This is a genomic window from Pantoea sp. XAF26B01_ASV70 (genome assembly GCF_054512635.1).
Window position 1 is genome coordinate 941,220 of record NZ_CM137251.1, and the last position, 19,559, is coordinate 960,778.

Here is a 19,559-nt window from a genome sequence, read left to right on the forward strand (position 1 = left end):
GCTGACTGACTCATTACACAAAAATTTTGCTCTGCTTTGAGCCGCCGCGTCCGACATTGGCGGTTTATCGGGAAACGAGAGGGGTTTACATGCGGGTACACGCACGCTGGATAGCGGCGCTAATGTTAAGCCTGATGGCTTGCACAGCGCAGGCGCAGGCATCATCAGGCTGGCAGCCGGTTAACGACACTATTCGCAAAAGTGAACAGGATCCCCGCCACTATCAGGCTATCCGGCTTGATAATGGGATGACGGTATTACTGGTTTCCGATCCTGTGGCACCGAAATCGCTGGCGGCGCTGACGCTGCCGATAGGATCGCTGGACGATCCCGATCAGCAGGCGGGACTGGCGCACTACCTTGAGCATATGGTGCTGATGGGTTCAAAGCACTACCCGCAGCCCGACAACCTGGCTGAATTCCTGAAAAAGCATGGCGGCAGCCACAACGCCAGCACAGCCTCCTACCGCACCGCCTTTTATCTGGAAGTGGAAAATGACGCGCTGGAACCGGCAGTTGATCGCCTGGCGGATGCGGTGGCTGAGCCGCTGCTGGATCCGGTTAACGCTGACCGCGAGCGCCACGCCGTGAATGCCGAGCTGACCATGGCGCGCTCGCGCGATGGCCTGCGTATGGCCCAGGTCGGTGCAGAAACCCTGAACCCGGCGCATCCGGCGTCACGTTTCTCGGGCGGCAATCTTGAGACTCTGAAAGATAAGCCAGGCAGCAAACTGCATCAGGCGCTGCAGGACTTTTATCATACGCATTACTCCGCCAATCTGATGAAAGCGGTGATCTACAGCAACAAAACGCTGCCGGAGATGGCGTCGATTGCGGCTAAAACCTTTGGCCGGGTGCAAAATCATGACGCCAGCGTGCCGGAGATTACGGAGCCGGTGGTGACCGATGCGCAGCAGGGCATCATCATCCATTACGTTCCGGCCCAGCCGCGCAAGCAGCTCAAAATTGAATTCCGCATTGCCAATAACAGCGATCGGTTCCGCAGTAAAACCGACACGCTGATCAGCTATTTAATCAGTAACCGCAGCAAAAACACGCTGACTGACTGGCTGCAAAAACAGGGACTGGCCGACGGGGTGAATGCGGGTGCTGACCCAATGACCGAGCGTAACAGCGGCGTGTTTGCGATTACCGCGTCACTGACTGATAAAGGGCTGGCGCAGCGCGACCAGGTCGTGGCGGCGATATTCAGCTACATCAATCTTCTGCGTCAGCAGGGGGATGATAAGCGCTATTTCGATGAAGTTTCGCATGTGCTGGCGCTCGACTTCCGCTATCCCTCAATTACCCGCGATATGGATTACATTGAATGGCTGGCCGACACCATGCTGCGCGTACCGGTTGAACATACGCTGGATGCACCTTATCTGGCGGATCAGTACGATGCCGCCGCGATTAATGCCCGGCTGGAAGAGATGACCCCGCAGCATGCGCGTATCTGGTACATCAGCCCGCAGGAGCCGCACAACAAAAAAGCCTATTTTGTGGATGCGCCTTATCAGGTTGAGAAGATCACCCCACAAACCTTTGCAGACTGGCAGCAGCGCGCCAGCCAGATTACGCTGGCGATGCCCGTGCTGAACCCCTATATCCCGGACGACTTCACCCTGTTACCGTCAGACGGCAAAACGTATCAGCATCCGGTGAGACTGGATAACCAGGATGATATGCGTATTTACTGGATGCCCAGTCGTTATTACGCCAGCGAGCCAAAAGCGGCGATCACCCTGGCGTTACGCAATAAGCACACCATCAGTGATGCCCGTCAGCAGGTGCTGTTTGGCCTGAATGACTACCTTTCCAGCCTGGCGCTGGACGAGCTTAATTCACAGGCTTCAGTGGGCGGTATCAGCTTCTCAACGGGTGAAGATGAAGGGCTGGTATTCAGCGCCAACGGCTTCACTCAGCGTCTGCCGACCCTGCTGAAGAAACTGGTGGAAGGTTATGCCACTTTCCAGCCGACAGAACAGCAGCTGGAGCAGGCGAAATCCTGGTATCTGGAGCGGCTGGACGCGGCGGAAAAGGGCAAAGCGTTTGAACAGGCGATTCAGCCGATGCAACTGCTGTCGCAGCTGCCATATACCCAGCGCGAGGCTCGCCGCAAGCTGGTAAGCACACTCTCACTTAAGGATGTTACTGACTATCGCGATACGCTGTTCCGCGACGCGACGCCGGAGATGCTGGTAGTGGGCAACCTCAGTGCTGACAGCGTGACGCAGCTGGGGCATGAGCTCAAACAGCAGATGCAGAGTCATGCGACCCGCGACTGGCATAGTCAGTATGTCTCGATTAAAAAACCGCTGAAAGCCAACCTGCAACAAAAAGGCAGCAGCACCGACTCCGCTCTTGCCGCGCTCTATGTTCCACTGGGATACAGTGAATATCAGAGCATGGCGCACAGCTCCATGCTGAGCCAGATTGTGCAGCCGTGGTTCTACAATCAGTTACGCACCAAAGAGCAGCTCGGCTACGCGGTGTTTGCCTTCCAGATGCCTGTGGGTCGCCAGTGGGGGATCGGCTTCCTGCTGCAAAGTAACAGCAAACAACCGGGCTGGCTGTTGCAGCGCTATCAGGCCTTCTACCCGCAGGCGGAAAAACGTCTGCGCAGTATGAGCCAGGCAGACTTTGCCCAGTATCAGCAGGCGATGATCAATGATTTGCAGCAGCGTCCTCAGACGCTCTTTGAGGAAGCGGATCGCTTTAGCCGCGACTTTGATCGGCAGAATGATCATTTTGATACCCGGCAAAAAATGACAGAGCAGGTTCAGCGGTTAACCCCGACCAGCCTGGCAGACTTTTTCCGGCAGGCCGTGATCGAACATAAGGGCATGGTGATGACCTCGCAGATTGCAGGCACCGGCAATGGCAAAGTTGAGTTTGCCCGTCAGCCTGGCTGGAAAACCTGGAGTGAAGTGGCACAACTGCAGCAGTCGCTGCCGGTAAAGAGTGAGACCCAATGACGCAGTTACCTCCCGTATCGCTGAATCCTTTAACGCTGCCGCTCAGAGGCGAGCGGCTGATTGAGGCGTCAGCGGGCACCGGAAAAACTTTTACCATTGGTCTGCTCTATCTGCGCCTGCTGCTGGGACTGGGCGGTGAAAACGCCTACAGCCGGCCGCTCTCTGTCGAAGAAATTTTAGTCGTGACCTTTACCGAGGCCGCGACCGCCGAATTGCGCGGGCGCATCCGCGAGAATATTCATCAGCTACGTCTGGCCTGTATCCGCGGCAAAAGCAGCAATCCGATGCACCAGTTACTGCTGGAGCAGATGCCTGATCTGGCTCAGGCCGCCGCGCAGCTGCTGGCTGCCGAGCGGCAGATGGATGAAGCCGCCATTTTTACCATTCACGGCTTCTGTCAGCGGATGCTGAATCTCAATGCCTTTGAGTCGGGCATGCTGTTCGAGCAGGAGTTGATTGAAGATGAGCAGGCGCTGCTGAAGCAGTCGGCCGCCGATTTCTGGCGTCGTCAGTGCTATCCACTGAGTCTGGATGTGGCGCGGATCATCGCCGCAGAGTGGAGCGGGCCGGACAGTCTGCTGGCCACGCTGCGCCCCTGGCTACAGGGGGAGTCCCCGGGGCTGAAACGTCCGCCTGCCGCCGATGAGACGCTGGCATCACGGCACGCCCGCAATCTGGCGCGCATCGAGGCCATCAAGCAGCAGTGGCAGGCGCTCAGCGCCGATGTTGAGGGCATTATCACTGCATCTGGCGTTGATAAGCGCAGCTACAGCAGTAAACATCTGCCCAACTGGGTCGCCCGCGTCACGCAGTGGGCCAGCAGTGACACGCTGGATTATCAGCTGCCCAAAGAGCTGGAGCGCTTTGGACAGCAGGTGCTGGAGGAGAAAACTAAAAAGGGTGAAGCGCCGCGTCATTCGCTTTTTGAGGCGATCGATCAGTTTCTGGCAGAACCGCTGTCGCTGCGGGATGTCATCATTGCGCAGGCGCTGACCGATGTGCGCGCCACGGTGCAGCGCGAGAAACGGTTACGTGCGCTGTTAGGCTTCGACGATCTGCTCAGTAAACTGGATGAAGCGCTGCAGCAGCCAGGTGGCGTTTTGCTGGCAGAAACCATCCGGGCGCGTTACCCGGTGGCCCTGATTGATGAATTCCAGGATACCGATCCGCAGCAGTACCGCATCTTCCGCACGCTCTATATTAATCAGCCTGAACAGGCACTGTTTCTGATCGGCGATCCCAAGCAGGCGATCTATGCGTTTCGCGGTGCGGATATTTTTACCTATCTGCGGGCCAGAAACGAAGTCAGCGCTCACTACACGCTCGATACCAACTGGCGTTCATCACCTGAGATGGTCGGGAGCGTCAACCGCCTCTTTTCTCAGCTCGATTCGCCTTTTTTGTTCTCGGCGATCCCCTTTCAGCCAGTTAAGCCTGCTGCGCCCAATCAGTCGCTGAAACTGATTTTTGACGAGCAGCAGCAACCGGCGTTACGGTTCTGGCTGCAGCCTGGCGAGGGCGTGGGTAACAGCGATTACCAGCAGTTTATGGCACAGCAGTGTGCGGCCGATATCAGCCGCTGGCTGGTGGCCGGACAGCAGGGGCGCGCCCGCCTGGGCAAAGGCGAGGCGCTGCAGCCGGTGCGGGCTTCCGATATCACCGTGCTGGTGCGCAGTCGTAATGAGGCCGGTTTAATCCGCGACGCGCTGAATGCGCTGTCGATCCCTTCGGTCTATCTCTCCAGCCGGGACAGCGTCTACACCACGCCGGAAGCGCGCGAACTGCTCTGGTTACTGCAGGCGATACAGGCACCCGAGCAGGAACGTCTGCTGCGCAGCGCGCTGGCGACCTCTATTTTTGCCATCGATGCAGCAACGCTCGACGCGCTGACACAGAATGAACGTGAGTGGGATGTGCTGGTGGAGCAGTTTGCCGTCTGGCAGCAGCTCTGGCATCAGCGCGGCGTGTTACCGATGCTGCGTGACGTGATGATCAAGCGGCAGCTGGCAGAGAATATGCTGGCCTCGGAGAACGGTGAACGTCGCCTGACTGACCTGATGCATCTGGGTGAACTGCTGCAGGAGGCTTCGGTGCAGCTGGAGAGTCCGCACGCCCTGGTGCGCTTCCTGGCGCAGCAGATTGCCCGGCCAAACAGCCAGGCCTCCAGCCAGCAGCTGCGTCTGGAAAGCGACCGCCATCTGGTGCAGATCATCACCATCCATAAATCGAAAGGACTGCAATATCCGCTGGTCTGGCTGCCATTTGCTGCCGGGTTCCGCGAGGCGGCCAGCGCGCTTTATCACGATCGCGACACGTTCACGGCACTGCTGGATGTGCAGGGTGATGCACAAAGTCTGGCGCTGGCCGAAGAGGAGCGCCTGGCGGAGGATCTGCGTCTGCTCTACGTGGCGCTGACCCGTTCGGTCTATCACTGCAGCGTCGGCATTGCGCCACTGATCAAAGGCACCCGCAAAAAAGAGGGCGAAAGCGATCTGCACAGGAGCGCACTGGGCTACCTGGTGCAGCAGGGCGAGGCGGCGGATGCGCAGCAGCTCACTCAGCGACTGAATGCGTTAACCGGTGAAGGGATTGCGCTGGTTGAAGAGGCTCTGCTGCCAGGAGAGATGTGGCAGGATGCGCAGCAGGGCGATGAGGTTTTAAGCAGCCGCGACATTACGCGCTCGCTGGCTGACGTCTGGCGGGTAACCAGTTATTCAGGCCTGCAACAGCATCACAGCTCGCCGCTGCTGGATGCGATGCCCAACTTTGATATTGATGCCGCGGGCGAAGAAGAGAAGGGTGAAGAGGCTGCATTGACACCCCACCACTTTCCGCGCGGAGCGGCACCCGGTACGTTTTTGCATGGTCTGTTTGAGTCGATCGACTTTACCGAACCGCCGGACAGCGTCTGGCTGGAAGATCAGCTGCAGCATAATGGCTATCCGCTGAGCTGGTTGCCGGTTCTGGAACAGTGGATTGACCGGGTCTTACATACGCCGCTCAATGCTGAGGGGCTGACGCTGTCGGCGATAAAAAGCAGCGAACGCCTGATTGAGATGGAGTTCTATCTGCCGATCAACAATCTGCTGACTGCGGCGGATCTTGACGCTCTGCTGCGCCGGCACGACAGCCTCTCTCAGCAGGCCGCCCCCCTGGATTTTCGTCAGGTGCGGGGCATGCTGAAGGGCTTTATCGATCTGGTCTTCCGCTGGCAGGGAAAATATTATCTGCTCGACTACAAATCGAACTGGCTGGGGGATAGCCACGCCGCTTACACGCCAGAGGCGATGGCGCAGGCGATGATTGGCCACCGCTACGATCTGCAATATCAGCTCTATACGCTGGCGCTGCATCGCTATCTGCAGCATCGCCTGCCGGACTACGACTATCAGCGTCACTTTGGTGGGGTGTTTTATCTGTTTTTGCGCGGGATGGATGGCAGCTCGCCGGACAACGGCATTTTCGCCACCCGACCTGCTGAAGCCTTTGTGGAAGAAATTGATGCACTGTTTGGTGAAACCGGGGAGATGTTATGAGTGACATGCTGAGTCTGCTGCTGCAGGCGGTAGAGAAGCGTCTCCTGCGACCGCTGGATATACAGTTTGCCCAACTGGTGGCCCCGGAATCACAGCCTGGGCTGCTGCTCGCTGCGGCCTGCGTCAGCGCTGACGCGGGTGAGGGGCACGTCTGTTTACCGCTGAGCAACCTTTGCGAAGCGAATCTGTTCGCTGGTCGCCAGCCTGCGCTGGCTCAGGCGATCTGGCACGCCGCTGGTGCGCCGGAAGACTGGACAGCACGCTTTGCTGACTGGTCGGCTGTGAGTGATGGCAGCCTGGTTACGCCGCTGGTGCTGAGTAATCAGCGTTTATATCTGCATCGGCTGTGGCAAAGCGAAGGCCGGGTCGCCGACTTCTTCGCTGCGCAGGAAGTGAAAACTGCGTTTGATATGCATGCTGCAGGCGACGTGCTGAACAGCCTGTTTGACGACCAGCCGGAGAACTGGCAGAAAATTGCGGCGGCCGTGGCGCTGACCCGCAAGACTGCGGTTATTTCCGGCGGGCCGGGTACCGGTAAAACCACCACAGTGGCGAAACTCCTCGCTGCCCTGATTCGCCTGAATCCCGGTGCACTGCGGATTCAGCTGGCGGCACCGACCGGCAAAGCCGCCGCGCGACTGACCGAGTCACTGGGCAGTGCACTGCAGGAACTGGCGGTCAGCGACGAAGAACGCCGGCGTTTTCCTGCCGAAGCCACCACGCTGCATCGCCTGCTGGGCGCACAGCCCGACACTCAGCGGCTGCGCTACCATGCCGGTAACCCACTGCACCTTGATGTGCTGGTGGTTGATGAAGCGTCGATGGTCGATCTCTCAATGATGGCAAAACTGATCGCCGCGCTGCCTGCCCATGCCCGCGTCGTGTTTCTGGGCGATCGCGATCAGCTGGCCTCGGTCGAAGCCGGTGCGGTGCTGGGCGACATCTGCCGCTGCACCGAAAGCGGCTACAGCCTGGCACGGGCTGAACAGCTCGCGCTGCTGACCGGCTGCACACTGCAGGGCAGTGACGATGTGCAGGCACCCGCAGTCCGCGACAGTATCTGTCTGCTGCAGAAGAGTTATCGTTTTGATGACTCATCAGGCATCGGCCAGCTGGCAAAAGCGATCAATCGTGGCGATGCAGAGCAGGTCAGGGCGGTGTTTGCTGCGGCTTATGAGGATATCAGTTACCAGCCGCTGAACAGCGCTGACGCTTATCAGGCGATGCTGGATGAGGTAGCCCAGGGTTATCAGCCCTTCCTGCAGTTGATCAGACAGCAGTCGTCGCCCGCAGAAGTGATTGCCGCTTTTGGCCGTTATCAGCTGCTGTGTGCATTACGTGACGGGCCATTTGGCGTGCAGGGTCTGAACCAGCGTATTGAGCAGCGACTGATGCAGCTGCAACGCATCCGTCGTCCTGGCATGGGCAGCCGCTGGTATGAAGGGCGTCCGGTGATGATCACCCGAAATGACAGCGCGCTCGGCCTGTTTAATGGCGATATCGGCATGACGATGCGGGATGAAGAGGGCAACCTGAAGGTCTTTTTCCCGCTGCCGGATGGATCGATCAAGGCGATTCAGCCGAGCCGGTTACCCTCACATGAAACGGCCTGGGCGATGACGGTGCACAAATCACAGGGCTCGGAGTTTGATCATACCGCGCTGGTGATGCCCACGCAGTTTCTGCCGGTGCTGACCCGTGAACTGGTCTATACCGCGATTACACGTGCACGGCGGCAACTGACCATCTACAGCGAACCCGGCGTATTTCAGCGTGCCGTGCAGCTGCAAACGCAGCGACGCAGCGGTCTGGTGGAGCGACTAGGGGAATCTGGCTGAGAAGAGAGGGGACAGACCACGCGGGGGGGCCTGTCCCTTACGGATTGAATCAGGTGAGATCGGCCATCAACACTTTTGAACGGCGCTGATAGTTATACATCTCTTTTTTACTCTCGGGCAGGGACTCAATATCTACCGGCGTAAAGCCGCGTTCCTGGAACCAGTGGATGCTGCGGGTGGTTAACACAAACAGTTTTTCCAGCCCCATCTGGCGTGCCTGAAGTGCCACGCGCTGCAGCAACATCTCACCGCGTGAAGAGCTGCGATAGTCAGGATGAACCGCCACACAGGCCATTTCGCCAATCTTTTCATCCATAAACGGATAGAGTGCTGCACAGGCGATGGTCAGATTATCGCGCTGAATGATGGTGAACTTATCAATTTCCATTTCCAGCTGCTCGCGCGAGCGACGCACCAGAATACCCTGCTGCTCCAGCGGACGGATCAGTTCGAGGATGCCGCCGATATCATTGATATTGGCGCGACGGATCTGCTCTGCCGACTCCATAACGATCTGGGTACCGATACCGTCGCGTGAGAAGAGCTCCTGCAACAGTGCACCATCTTCCTGATAACTGATTAAATGGCTGCGGCGAACACCACTGCGGCAGGCTTTCACCGCCCCACGCAGGAAGCGAACGGTCCCGGAAAGATAATCGCCTTCCTTTTCAATCTCATCGATACGGGCCTGCGCATCATTCGGGAAGAGCTCGGAGATGATTTCACCCTCGCTGTTCAGCACGCCCTGCTCAGAGCAGAAGCCGATCATTTTCTCCGCTTTGAGTTTAATCGCCAGCTGGGTAGCCACTTCTTCCGAGGTCAGGTTAAAGCTTTCGCCGGTAACTGAAACCGCAACCGGGCCCATCAGCACAATCGCATCGTTATCCAGCTGACGATGAATGGCCTCTTCATCAATACGACGGATACGGCCGCTGTGACAGTAATCCACGCCATCATCCACGCCCAGCGGCTGTGAAATAATGAAGTTGCCGCTGACCACGTTGATATGCGCGCCCTGCAGCGGCGTGTTGTTGAGACTCATTGAGAGGCGGGCCGTGATATCTAACTGCAGTCGGCCGGCGGCCTGCTTCACTAACTCCAGCGATTGCGCGTCGGTGACCCGGGTAAACTTATGGTAAACCGGCTCCAGCTGCTGCTGAGCCAGGCTGGCATCAATCTGCGGTCGTGCGCCATACACCACGACGAGGCGAATGCCCAGGCTATGCAGCAGGCCGATATCATTAACGATGCCAGAGAAGTTCTCATGCTCAATCGCTTCGCCACCCAGCATGATGACAAAGGTTTTACCCCGGTGGGCATTGATATAGGGAACGGTATGGCGAAAACCCTGAACCAGTTCGGTACTACGTTCCTTCACGGCCAACCCTCAGTGAATGTTTATTCGTATTTTTTGTATTTTTATGCTTTTACGCCCGGTTTTGCAAGTCTTAATCCTGACGAAAATTTACGTTTTTCTGGGTGTCAAAGCCGCTAACAGCCTGCATTATTTAGGGTTTCCGGGGTGACATCATGCTGCGGATTGGATAAAGTTTTCGCCGCCATTTTAGTAACTGGCGCTTTTTTAGACATTACACAGCAGCTGGAGCGGCATGTCAGACGTTAATTCCCATTTTTCACGCAGACGATTTTTACAGGGGACGGGCGCCTTACTGCTGTTAAGCGTCAGCCGGATAGGGTTGGCGGCGAAGAACCACATTGTGGCGGTGCGTATCTGGCCCTCATCGACCTACTCGCGGATGACGCTGGAGTCCAATGTCGCGCTGAAGTACAAGCAGTTTGCGCTGAGCAATCCCGAACGCCTGGTGATTGATATTCAGGGGCTGCATCTCAATCCGGTTCTGAAAGGGGTTGATAAGCAGGTTCGGGTCGACGATCCCTTTATTAAAAATGCCCGTGTCGGTCAGTTCGACAGCAACACGGTGCGCGTGGTACTGGAATTAAAGCGCAACGTCGCGCCGAAGATCTTTAATCTCTCGCCGGTCGCCGGGATCAATCACCGGCTGGTGGTCGATCTCTATCCGAGCCAGAACCAGGTTGAGGACGATCCTCTGCTGGCCCTGCTGAAAGATTATAACCAGGGCGATCTGGAGAAAGATGAAGGGGTGCAGGCGCCCTTACCCGGCAAAGCGGGGCGCGACCGGCCGATCATTATCATGATCGATCCCGGTCACGGCGGGGAAGATCCGGGCGCGCACGGCAAATATAAGACCCGTGAGAAAGATATTGTGCTGAAGATTGGACGGCGACTCAAAGCGCTGATCGATAAAGAGTCCAATATGAAAGCCTATATGACGCGCAATGAAGATGTCTTTATTCCGCTGCGCGTCAGGGTTGCCAAAGCCCGTAAACAGCGTGCCGACCTCTTTGTGTCGATCCATGCGGATGCCTTTACCAGCCGCGCGGCACGCGGCTCTTCAGTGTTTGCCTTATCAACCAGCGGTGCCACTTCGGCGGCGGCTCGTTTCCTGGCTCAGACTCAGAATGAATCAGACCTGATTGGCGGCGTCAGCAAAAGCGGTGACCGCTATCTCGATCACACCATGTTCGATATGGTGCAGCGTCAGACGATTCATGACAGCCTTAAATTCGGCAAAGAGGTGCTGCATCGCATGGGGCGCATCAACCATCTGCACAAACGCACCGTGGATCAGGCCGGATTTGCGGTGCTGAAAGCCCCTGATATCCCGTCAATTCTGGTCGAGACAGCGTTTATCAGTAATGTGGAGGAGGAGCGCAAGTTGCGAACCACCCGTTACCAGCATCAGGTGGCTGAGGCGATTCTGAACGGCATCAAAGCGTATGTGGAGAGTGGGGCGGCACTGGCCCATCGGTAAAAGAGTGCGGGTAGCCGGGCTATCCGCGCGCTTTTCAGGGCAGAGAGAGGCTGAAGGGGCTTTTGGGAACGTCAGAAACAAAAAAACACCCTTTCAGGTGTTTAAATGATTGGTTGCGGGGGCCGGATTTGAACCGACGACCTTCGGGTTATGAGCCCGACGAGCTACCAGGCTGCTCCACCCCGCGTCCGTATCATACTTTTTTCACATTGTGACTTCTGTAAAACAACTGCAGAAGTATTGGTTGCGGGGGCCGGATTTGAACCGACGACCTTCGGGTTATGAGCCCGACGAGCTACCAGGCTGCTCCACCCCGCGTCCGTATTGCTTCTATTACTTTTACTTCTCACATTGTGACTTCTGTAAAACTGCTGCAGAAGTATTGGTTGCGGGGGCCGGATTTGAACCGACGACCTTCGGGTTATGAGCCCGACGAGCTACCAGGCTGCTCCACCCCGCGTCCGTGGAAGCGCACTATACTCTCCGCGCTAATTCATGCAACCCCTTTTTGCAGATAAAAGCCAAATTAACAGCCAGTTGCTGAAGGATTCAACCATCTGGTTAATTATTAAACTGATATGCGTGACGTCTGAGCGGATGCATTTCATTCTGTCGGGGGCTTTGCTATCGTCGCGGGGCGAACAGTTATAAAAAGAGAAGATAATGAAATCACATTGGGTGAAGTATGCACTCACTGGCGCGTTAATTACGCTGCTGGCGGCCTGTAGCTCCAAACCGACCGATCGCGGTCAGCAATATAAAGATGGCAAACTGGAACAACCGCTGGCGCTGGTGAATCAGCCCAATGCCAAAGGCGCACCGGTTAATGGCAGAGACTTTGGCGAGCAGGTCCGTCAGATTCAGTCCGCCTCATCTGCGCTGTATAGCCGTCAGAACGGCACCTATAGCGCGATTGAGAGCTGGCTGATGGCGGGTGCCGATACCCGACAGCTTCGTCAGTATGGGCTTAACGCCTGGCAGATGGAGGGAACGGATAACTACGGTAACGTGCAGTTCACCGGTTACTACACGCCGGTAGTAGAAGCGCGCTACACCCGTCAGGGCGAATTCCAGTATCCCATCTACCGTATGCCGCCGCGCAAACGCGGAGAAAAATTACCGAGCCGCGCCTCTATCTATAGTGGCGGACTCGATGACCGCTACATCATCGCCTACAGCAATTCCCTGATTGATAACTTCATGATGGATGTGCAGGGCAGTGGTTATGTCGACTTTGGCGATGGCCGCCCGATGACCTTCTTTGGTTACGCCGGTAAAAATGGCTGGGGTTATCACAGCATTGGCAAAGAGCTGATCGATCGCGGTGAAGTGAAGCGCGAAGATATGTCGATGCAGGCGATTCGTCAGTGGGCGCAGGAGCACTCACCGCAGGAGGTCCGTGCGCTGCTGGAAACCAACCCATCATTCGTCTTCTTTAAGGCTGAGCCATTTACGCCGGTGCGCGGTGCCAGCGCAGTTCCGCTGGTGGCGAAAGCCTCCGTTGCGTCTGACCGCTCAATTATTCCGGCGGGCACCGTACTGCTGGCTGAAGTGCCGCAGTTAAATGAGAAGGGCAAATTCAACGGCAAATATGAGATGCGCCTGATGGTGGCACTCGACGTGGGTGGCGCGATTAAAGGCCAGCACTTTGATATCTATCAGGGTATCGGCCCCGACGCTGCGCATCTGGCGGGCTTCTATAATCACTACGGACGCGTCTGGGTAATTAAAGCCGCACCGGGTGCCGGACAACCGCTGTTTTCCAGCCCGCAAAACGGTAATAATGGTTCACTGCTTCTCGGCGCTAACTAACTTCTTCTCTGCGGGCCTTCGGGCCCGCACGACGTAACAGGTTCAACTATGAAAGTGTTAAATGACGCCTGGCATCAGCGCTTTGGCGGCACGGCGCGTCTCTATGGCCAGGATGCGCTGCAACGTTTTGCTGACGCACACTTCTGCGTCATCGGTATTGGCGGTGTCGGATCCTGGGCGGCGGAAGCGCTGGTGCGCACCGGGATTGGTAAAATCACCCTGATTGATATGGATGATGTCTGTATTACCAACACCAACCGGCAGCTTCATGCGCTGCAGGGCAACGTCGGCAAAGCTAAAACAGAAGTGATGGCAGAACGGCTGCGTGCGATTAATCCTGACTGTGAAGTGATCTGCATTGATGACTTTATTACGCCAGAGAACACCGCCGAACTGATGGCAGCCGGTTTCGACTATGTGATCGATGCTATCGACAGCGTGCGACCGAAAGCGGCGCTGATCGCCTGGTGCCGCCGGAATAAGATCCCGCTGATCACCACCGGTGGCGCGGGTGGGCAGATCGATCCCACTCAGATCCAGGTCGCCGATCTGGCGAAAACCATCCAGGATCCGCTGGCGGCAAAGCTGCGCGAACGACTGAAAAGCCTGGGCGTGGTGAAAAACAGCAAGGGCAAACTTGGCATCGACTGCGTCTTTTCTACCGAAGCGCTGGTCTATCCGCAGGCTGATGGCAGCGTCTGTGCTTCACGCAGCACAGCGGAGGGGCCGAAGAGAATGGATTGCACCTCCGGCTTTGGCGCGGCCACCATGGTAACCGCCACCTTCGGCTTTGTTGCCGTCTCGCATGCGCTGAAGAAGTTTCTGGCGCGTGCTGCCCGTCAGGACGCCGTCAGCGCCTGACGCGCGGCGTGCTCCACTGCGGCGGCCAGCGCCTGCAGGCCGCTGCTGCGGGAGGCACTGAGCTGGGCGCGCAGGCCCAGTTCATCAAACAGTTTTAAGGGATCCATCGCCAGCAGCTGTTGCGGCGTCTGGCCCTCAGCGGCGGTCAGCAGCACGGCCAGCAGGCCGCGCACAATACGTCCTTCACTGTCACCATAGAAATGCAGCGTGCCATCTTCGCGTAACTGGCTGCCCAGCCAGACCCGATTTTCACAACCGCTCAGTTCAATTTCTGCTGTTTTCAGTTCCCCGGGTAAGGCAGGCAACTGGCGGCTCAGCTGGATCAGCTGACGATAACGATCTTCCCACTGATGAAAGCGGCCAAAGCTCTCTTTCAGGCTGGCAACGGTAATCTGTTCGCCAAACGGGTGTGGCGCTAACGGCGATGAATGCATAATCAAAACTCCGATAACAGCGAGATGGCGCTCTTCATAGCGCGCACCAGCGCATCAACATCCTGCAGATTATTATAGGGTGCAAAAGAGGCCCGCAGCGTGCCGCTGACGCCCAGCGCCGCCAGCAACGGCTGCGCGCAGTGCTGGCCAGCGCGCAGGGCGATTCCCTGCTCAGCCAGCAGCGTCACCAGATCGCTGTGATGCAGGCCAGCGAATTCAAATGCCAGCAGGCTGGCATTTGAACAGCGGAAGCTGCGGAAACCGGGTAATTCCGCCAGCTGCTCTTCCGCCAGCGTCGCAAGCTGCTGACTCCAGCGCTCCGCTTCGGGCAGATCGTACTGTGCCAGCCAGCTCAGTGCTGCACTCAGGCCCACCACGCCCGCCACATTCGGGGTGCCAGCCTCAAAACGCCACGGCACCGGCTGCGGCGTGAATCCGCTGAAATCGACATCCGTTATCATCTTACCGCCGCCCTGCCAGGGCTCCATCGCCTCCAGCAGTTCCGCTTTGCCATATAACGCGCCAATGCCCATCGGGCCGTAAATCTTATGTCCGGAAAAGGCGTAAAAGTCGATATCCAGCGCCTGTACGTCAGGCGGACAATGCACCACGCCCTGTGCGCCATCGACCATCACTTTCGCGCCCACGGCGTGAGCCAGCGGGATCGCCTGAGCGAGTGCGGGACACCCGCCGGTGACGTTCGACATCTGTCCGATCGCCAGCAGGCGGGTACGGCTGTTGAGCAGGGCGGGCAGCTGGCTGATATCCGGCAGGCGATCTGCGCCTAACGGCCATTTTACGACGCGGGCACCGCACGCCTGCGCAGCCATCAGCCAGGGCACCAGGTTGGCGTGGTGTTCTGCCTCGCTGACCACAATCTCATCACCAGGCTGTAAGCGCGGACGCAGCCAGCTGTTTGCCACCAGGTTTATCGCTTCGGTGGTGCCGCGCGTCCAGACAATCTCACGATCGTCAGCGGCGTTAAGCCAGCGGGCAACCTGGTTGCGCGCCTGCTCATAGCGATGGGTTAAGGCCTGGGCGGCGGCAAACTGGCTGCGGTGGACTGTACCCGCGCTGAGGCTGTAAAACTGCTGCGTGCTGTCAATGACAGCCTGCGGCTTCAGCGTGGTCGCTGCGCTGTCGAGATAAACGCCTGCGTCGGCGAGTGCGGGAAACTGCTGGCGAAATGCGGTGGGATTGAATGCGGTCATGCCTGGTCCATGATAAGAAAAATTAGGACCACACTGAAAGAATGGTCTGCGTCTGGCAAAGCTGGAAAAGCGCGTTATGCTGAATATTGCAAGGTTTGAACCAAACCCGCATAACGATCGGACGTTTACTAGTCGATCTCACTTATCGGCTGCCTCTGGTTAGCGTAACGCGGGTGGTTTGATGCAATCAATCTACAAGGAGATAGCAGATGAAAAAATTAACCGCAGTACTGGCCGTGTGTACCCTGGCTTTTACCCTGAGTGCCTGTTCAAGCAATTACGTGATGCATACCAATGATGGTCGCACCATTGTGGCTGCCGGCAAGCCTAAAGTCGATAACGATACCGGCATGATCAGCTATAAAGATGCGAATGGCAACGAGCAGCAAATCAACCGCTCTGATGTCAAAGAGATGGTAGAGTCTGGCAACTAAGCAGCAAAAAAAAAGCACCGCAATTTGCGGTGCTATTTAAAAATCACTATGGACAGACAGGGTAAATCTACAGGAATTAAGAGTTCGATCCGCAATCGTCGGACCAAAAATTGCAAACACAACATCACGACCACAAGCCAAAAGCTTTCAGAAAATCTGCGAACTCACTCACAAATCTAAAAACTTTTCGTTCCGGCTCAGGAAGTGCGGCAACTATAGGTATTTGCTGGAGGTTCCTCAACGGACAAATTATAATGCCTCGGATTAAAAATTCTAATACGTAAACGCTTTGTATAAGCCAGCGTATTTTTTGCCGATCCGGATACGGAAAACCATGTCGAAACGCCTTCCTCCTCTCAACGCACTGCGTGTTTTTGATGCAGCTGCACGCCATTTAAGCTTTACCAAAGCCGCAGAAGAGCTGTTTGTCACCCAGGCTGCTGTAAGCCATCAGATTAAATCTCTGGAAGATTTTCTGGGGTTAAAGCTATTTCGCCGGAGGAATCGTTCGCTATTACTGACCGAAGAAGGACAAAGCTACTATCTCGATATCAAAGAGATTTTCTCGGCAATCAACGAAGCGACCCGCAAACTGCAGGCACGCAGTGCCAAGGGTGCGCTGACCGTTAGTTTACTGCCGAGCTTTGCCATTCAGTGGCTGGTTCCCCGCCTCTCCAGCTTTAATATGGCTTATCCGGGAATCGACGTGCGTATCCAGGCGGTTGACCGCGACGAAGAGAAACTGGCCGACGATGTCGACGTGGCGATTTTTTACGGCCGGGGTAACTGGCCCGGCCTGCGGGTTGAAAAACTTTATGCCGAATATCTGCTGCCGGTCTGTTCACCGTCGCTGATGACCGGGGATAATCCGCTGAAAACGCCGATGGATCTGTCGCGTTTTACTCTGCTGCATGATGCCTCCCGCCGGGACTGGCAATCTTATATCCGGCAACTGGGCCTGCAGCATATCAATGTGCAGCAGGGGCCAATCTTCAGCCACAGCGCCATGGTATTGCAGGCGGCGATTCATGGTCAGGGCGTGGCGCTGGCGAATAACGTCATGGCGCAGAGCGAAATAGAAGCCGGGCGATTAATCTGCCCGTTTAATGATGTATTAGTCAGTAAAAACGCTTTTTATCTGGTTTGTCATGACAGTCAGGCAGAACTGGGTAAAATAGCCGCCTTCCGACAGTGGATCCTGGAAAAAGCTGCAACCGAACAAGAAAAATTCCGCTTTCGCTATCAACAATAACATATTGATTTATTTGCATTCAGATGCAAAAGGACTCTGAGGATCGGTTAATGTCCAGTCGTGCCATGTTTGTTTTTTCGGCTATCAGCGGATTTCTGCTGGTGGCTTTTGGCGCATTTGGTGCCCACGTTTTGAGTCAGTCGCTTGGTGCGGCTGAAATGGCCTGGATTCATACCGGGCTGGAATATCAGGCTTATCACACCTTAGCGGTGATGGGGCTGGGTGCTGCGATGTTACGCCGCGCCAATATCTGGTTTTACTGGAGCAGTGCGCTGATGGCGCTCGGCACCGTGCTGTTTAGTGGCAGCCTCTATTGTCTGGCGCTGTCACATCTGAAGTTTTGGGTTTTTATCACACCCGTGGGCGGGGTCTGTTTCCTCGCCGGTTGGGTATTGATGTTGATTGGCGCGCTGCGTCTTAAACGAAAGGCAGAACGCCATGAATAAAGTTTTACTCTATTGTCGTCCCGGTTTTGAAAAAGAGTGTGCGGCGGAAATCAGCGCCAAAGCGGCTGAACGTGAAATCTACGGCTTTCCGCGGGTTAAAGATGACTCTGGCTACGTGCTGTTTGAGTGCTATCAGTTTGAAGATGCCGAGCGGCTGGCACGTGAGTTGCCATTTGACGAGCTGATTTTTGCCCGTCAGATGCTGGTCGTCGGCGAAATGCTGCGTGACCTGCCGCAGGAAGATCGCATTACCCCGATTGTCGGCATGCTGACCGGCGTAGTGGAAAAGGGCGGCGAACTGCGTGTTGAAGTGCCAGACACCAACGAAGCCAAAGAGCTGACTAAGTTCTGCCGCAAGTTCACCGTGCCGCTGCGCTCGGCACTGCGTGAAAGCAAAATCCTGTTGAATTATGAGAGCCCGAAACGCCCGGTCGTGCATGTGTTTTTCATCGCGCCAGGCACCTGTTACGTCGGCTACTCCATCCGGGAAAACAGCTCGCCGTTTTACATGGGTATTCCACGCCTTAAGTTCCCCTCCGATGCGCCAAGCCGTTCCACCCTTAAGCTGGAGGAGGCGTTTCACGTCTTTATTCCTGCGGATGAGTGGGATGAGCGTTTAGCCAGCGGCATGTACGCCGTGGATCTCGGTGCCTGTCCGGGCGGCTGGACCTATCAGCTGGTGCAGCGCAGCATGATGGTGTATGCGGTGGATAACGGACCGATGGCACCGAGCCTGATGGATACGGGCCAGGTGATGCACGAGAAAGCAGATGGCTTTAAATTCCGTCCGCCACGCACCAACATCAGCTGGCTGGTGTGTGACATGGTGGAGAAGCCGGTGCGCGTGGCTAACCTGATGACCGACTGGCTGGTTAACGGCTGGTGCCGTGAAGCGATCTTCAACCTTAAGTTGCCCATGAAAAAGCGCTATGAAGAGGTGACGCAGAATCTGGCCATGATGCAGGAACGATTTGATGATAATGGCATTAACGTGCAGATTCGCGCCCGCCAGCTTTATCATGACCGCGAAGAAGTGACGGTACATGTGCGCCGAATCTGGGCGGCTGCCGGTGGTCGTCGCGACGAACGTTAATCGCCGGGCTGAGTGCAAGGGCACTCAGCCGGTATAACGCAGCGTATTCAGATTGCCCTGCAGCACCAGATCCCGCTTCAGGGTTGCGACCTGACGGCTGATCTCTGCCATCTGCCGACCCTCAGCGAGCTTCTCCCGCCATCTGGCTGGCACCTGATCCAGTTGCTGATAGATCCCTTCAAGCGTGTGAAACTCTGTCAGCAGCTGTTTCGCGCTTTTCGGACCGATGCCGGTGATGCCCGGAATTTTACTGCTGCTGATGCCGCACAATCCCCAGTAGTCGGGTAACCGCTGTGGCGCCACACCAAATTCAGCCTCAATAAAAGGCAGATCAAGCCAGCGTTTCTGGAAGTAGTCGCGGATGCGGATCTCAGGTGCCAGCAGCTGACAGTAGCCTTTGTCGGTTGAAACAATGGTGGCCTGATGTCCGGCCTGAGCCATTTTCACCGCCAGCGTCGCCGCTAAATCGTCCGCTTCATCCTCGCCCGCTATCCAGCAGCTTACGCCTGCGGCGCGAAAGGCCTCCTGTAACGCCGGCATCTCTGCCTGTAAATCGTCTGGCATCGGCGGGCGACCACTTTTGTAATCGGGTAGCAGCTGATGACGCCAGCCCTGATGACGTGCTTCGCCATCAAACACCGCCACCGCATGAGTCGGATGGGCGTGACCCAGTATCTGGCGCAGCGCGGCCACGCAGCCTTCGACACAGGGTGAGCCCTGTACCGCATGCAGACGGCGAATCAGATTCAACGCGTCAACAATAACAAGATGAAGAGCCATGAGAGTATGGGCAGCCCGGGGGCTGC

The 19,559-nt window shown here is 56.6% G+C and carries 14 protein-coding genes and 3 tRNA genes; 10 read left to right on the forward strand and 7 right to left on the reverse strand.

The window, feature by feature from the left end; translation table 11 throughout:
- The first annotated feature begins 89 nt into the window (after positions 1–89).
- The 3 genes from ptrA to recD are packed head-to-tail and all read left to right on the forward strand — an operon-like array spanning position 90 to position 8,355.
- Positions 90–2,981: a pitrilysin gene (gene ptrA, locus ACX8ZY_RS04610; RefSeq protein WP_158149024.1), complete on the forward strand. Its 2,892-nt coding sequence runs from the start codon at positions 90–92 to the stop codon at positions 2,979–2,981.
- The gene (gene recB, locus ACX8ZY_RS04615) at positions 2,978–6,517 is read left to right on the forward strand and encodes an exodeoxyribonuclease V subunit beta (RefSeq protein WP_421665246.1); all 3,540 of its coding nucleotides are present in this window, start codon (positions 2,978–2,980) and stop codon (positions 6,515–6,517) included. Before ptrA ends, recB begins: the two co-directional genes overlap by 4 nt.
- Positions 6,514–8,355, forward strand: a complete 1,842-nt coding sequence (gene recD / locus ACX8ZY_RS04620) for an exodeoxyribonuclease V subunit alpha (protein ID WP_010671032.1) — start codon at positions 6,514–6,516, stop codon at positions 8,353–8,355. The genes recB and recD overlap by 4 nt, the downstream gene beginning before the upstream one ends.
- Before the next feature lie 49 nt (positions 8,356–8,404).
- Here the strand turns inward: recD and argA are convergent, their stop codons facing one another.
- A complete protein-coding gene (gene argA, locus ACX8ZY_RS04625) occupies positions 8,405–9,733 on the reverse strand; it encodes an amino-acid N-acetyltransferase (RefSeq protein WP_010248624.1) in 1,329 nt (442 codons plus the stop codon).
- 232 nt (positions 9,734–9,965) lie between these two features.
- Here argA and amiC point away from each other — a divergent pair, with 232 nt between their 5' ends.
- Positions 9,966–11,210, forward strand: a complete 1,245-nt coding sequence (amiC, locus tag ACX8ZY_RS04630) for an N-acetylmuramoyl-L-alanine amidase AmiC (RefSeq protein ID WP_033772514.1) — start codon at positions 9,966–9,968, stop codon at positions 11,208–11,210.
- A gap of 110 nt (positions 11,211–11,320) precedes the next feature.
- Here the strand turns inward: amiC and ACX8ZY_RS04635 are convergent.
- From ACX8ZY_RS04635 to ACX8ZY_RS04645, 3 genes are all read right to left on the reverse strand, one after another.
- Positions 11,321–11,397, reverse strand: a tRNA-Met gene (locus tag ACX8ZY_RS04635).
- Positions 11,398–11,451: 54 nt separating this feature from the next.
- Positions 11,452–11,528: transfer RNA gene (locus ACX8ZY_RS04640), tRNA-Met, on the reverse strand.
- 65 nt (positions 11,529–11,593) lie between these two features.
- Positions 11,594–11,670 (reverse strand) — tRNA-Met (locus ACX8ZY_RS04645).
- A gap of 203 nt (positions 11,671–11,873) precedes the next feature.
- Here ACX8ZY_RS04645 and mltA point away from each other — a divergent pair.
- Both mltA and tcdA read left to right on the forward strand, forming a co-directional pair.
- Positions 11,874–13,022, forward strand: a complete 1,149-nt coding sequence (gene mltA, locus ACX8ZY_RS04650) for a murein transglycosylase A (protein WP_010248620.1) — start codon at positions 11,874–11,876, stop codon at positions 13,020–13,022.
- A gap of 48 nt (positions 13,023–13,070) precedes the next feature.
- Positions 13,071–13,883, forward strand: a complete 813-nt coding sequence (gene tcdA, locus ACX8ZY_RS04655) for a tRNA cyclic N6-threonylcarbamoyladenosine(37) synthase TcdA (RefSeq protein ID WP_010248618.1) — start codon at positions 13,071–13,073, stop codon at positions 13,881–13,883.
- Here tcdA and csdE read toward each other — a convergent pair.
- Positions 13,862–14,317 carry a cysteine desulfurase sulfur acceptor subunit CsdE gene (gene csdE, locus ACX8ZY_RS04660; RefSeq protein ID WP_010672147.1) on the reverse strand — a complete coding sequence of 152 codons (456 nt, stop codon included), beginning with the start codon at positions 14,315–14,317 and terminating at the stop codon, positions 13,862–13,864. The genes tcdA and csdE overlap by 22 nt on opposite strands.
- Positions 14,318–14,319: 2 nt before the next feature.
- Complete coding sequence (gene csdA, locus ACX8ZY_RS04665) at positions 14,320–15,528, reverse strand: cysteine desulfurase CsdA (RefSeq protein ID WP_022623811.1); 1,209 nt, start codon at positions 15,526–15,528, stop codon at positions 14,320–14,322.
- Between the two features lie 209 nt (positions 15,529–15,737).
- Here csdA and ACX8ZY_RS04670 point away from each other — a divergent pair, with 209 nt between their 5' ends.
- From ACX8ZY_RS04670 to rlmM, 4 genes are all read left to right on the forward strand, one after another.
- Complete coding sequence (locus tag ACX8ZY_RS04670) at positions 15,738–15,962, forward strand: YgdI/YgdR family lipoprotein (RefSeq protein ID WP_010248613.1); 225 nt, start codon at positions 15,738–15,740, stop codon at positions 15,960–15,962.
- Between the two features lie 334 nt (positions 15,963–16,296).
- Positions 16,297–17,214 (forward strand): transcriptional regulator GcvA, encoded by a 918-nt coding sequence (locus ACX8ZY_RS04675; RefSeq protein ID WP_003854641.1) that lies wholly within the window; start codon positions 16,297–16,299, stop codon positions 17,212–17,214.
- A gap of 50 nt (positions 17,215–17,264) precedes the next feature.
- Complete coding sequence (locus ACX8ZY_RS04680; protein WP_010248611.1) at positions 17,265–17,660, forward strand: DUF423 domain-containing protein; 396 nt, start codon at positions 17,265–17,267, stop codon at positions 17,658–17,660.
- Positions 17,653–18,753 carry a 23S rRNA (cytidine(2498)-2'-O)-methyltransferase RlmM gene (gene rlmM, locus ACX8ZY_RS04685; RefSeq protein ID WP_010248609.1) on the forward strand — a complete coding sequence of 367 codons (1,101 nt, stop codon included), beginning with the start codon at positions 17,653–17,655 and terminating at the stop codon, positions 18,751–18,753. Before ACX8ZY_RS04680 ends, rlmM begins: the two co-directional genes overlap by 8 nt.
- A 24-nt stretch (positions 18,754–18,777) precedes the next feature.
- Here rlmM and xni read toward each other — a convergent pair whose 3' ends face one another.
- Positions 18,778–19,533: a flap endonuclease Xni gene (gene xni / locus ACX8ZY_RS04690; RefSeq protein WP_158131411.1), complete on the reverse strand. Its 756-nt coding sequence runs from the start codon at positions 19,531–19,533 to the stop codon at positions 18,778–18,780.
- Between the last annotated feature and the right edge of the window lie 26 nt (positions 19,534–19,559).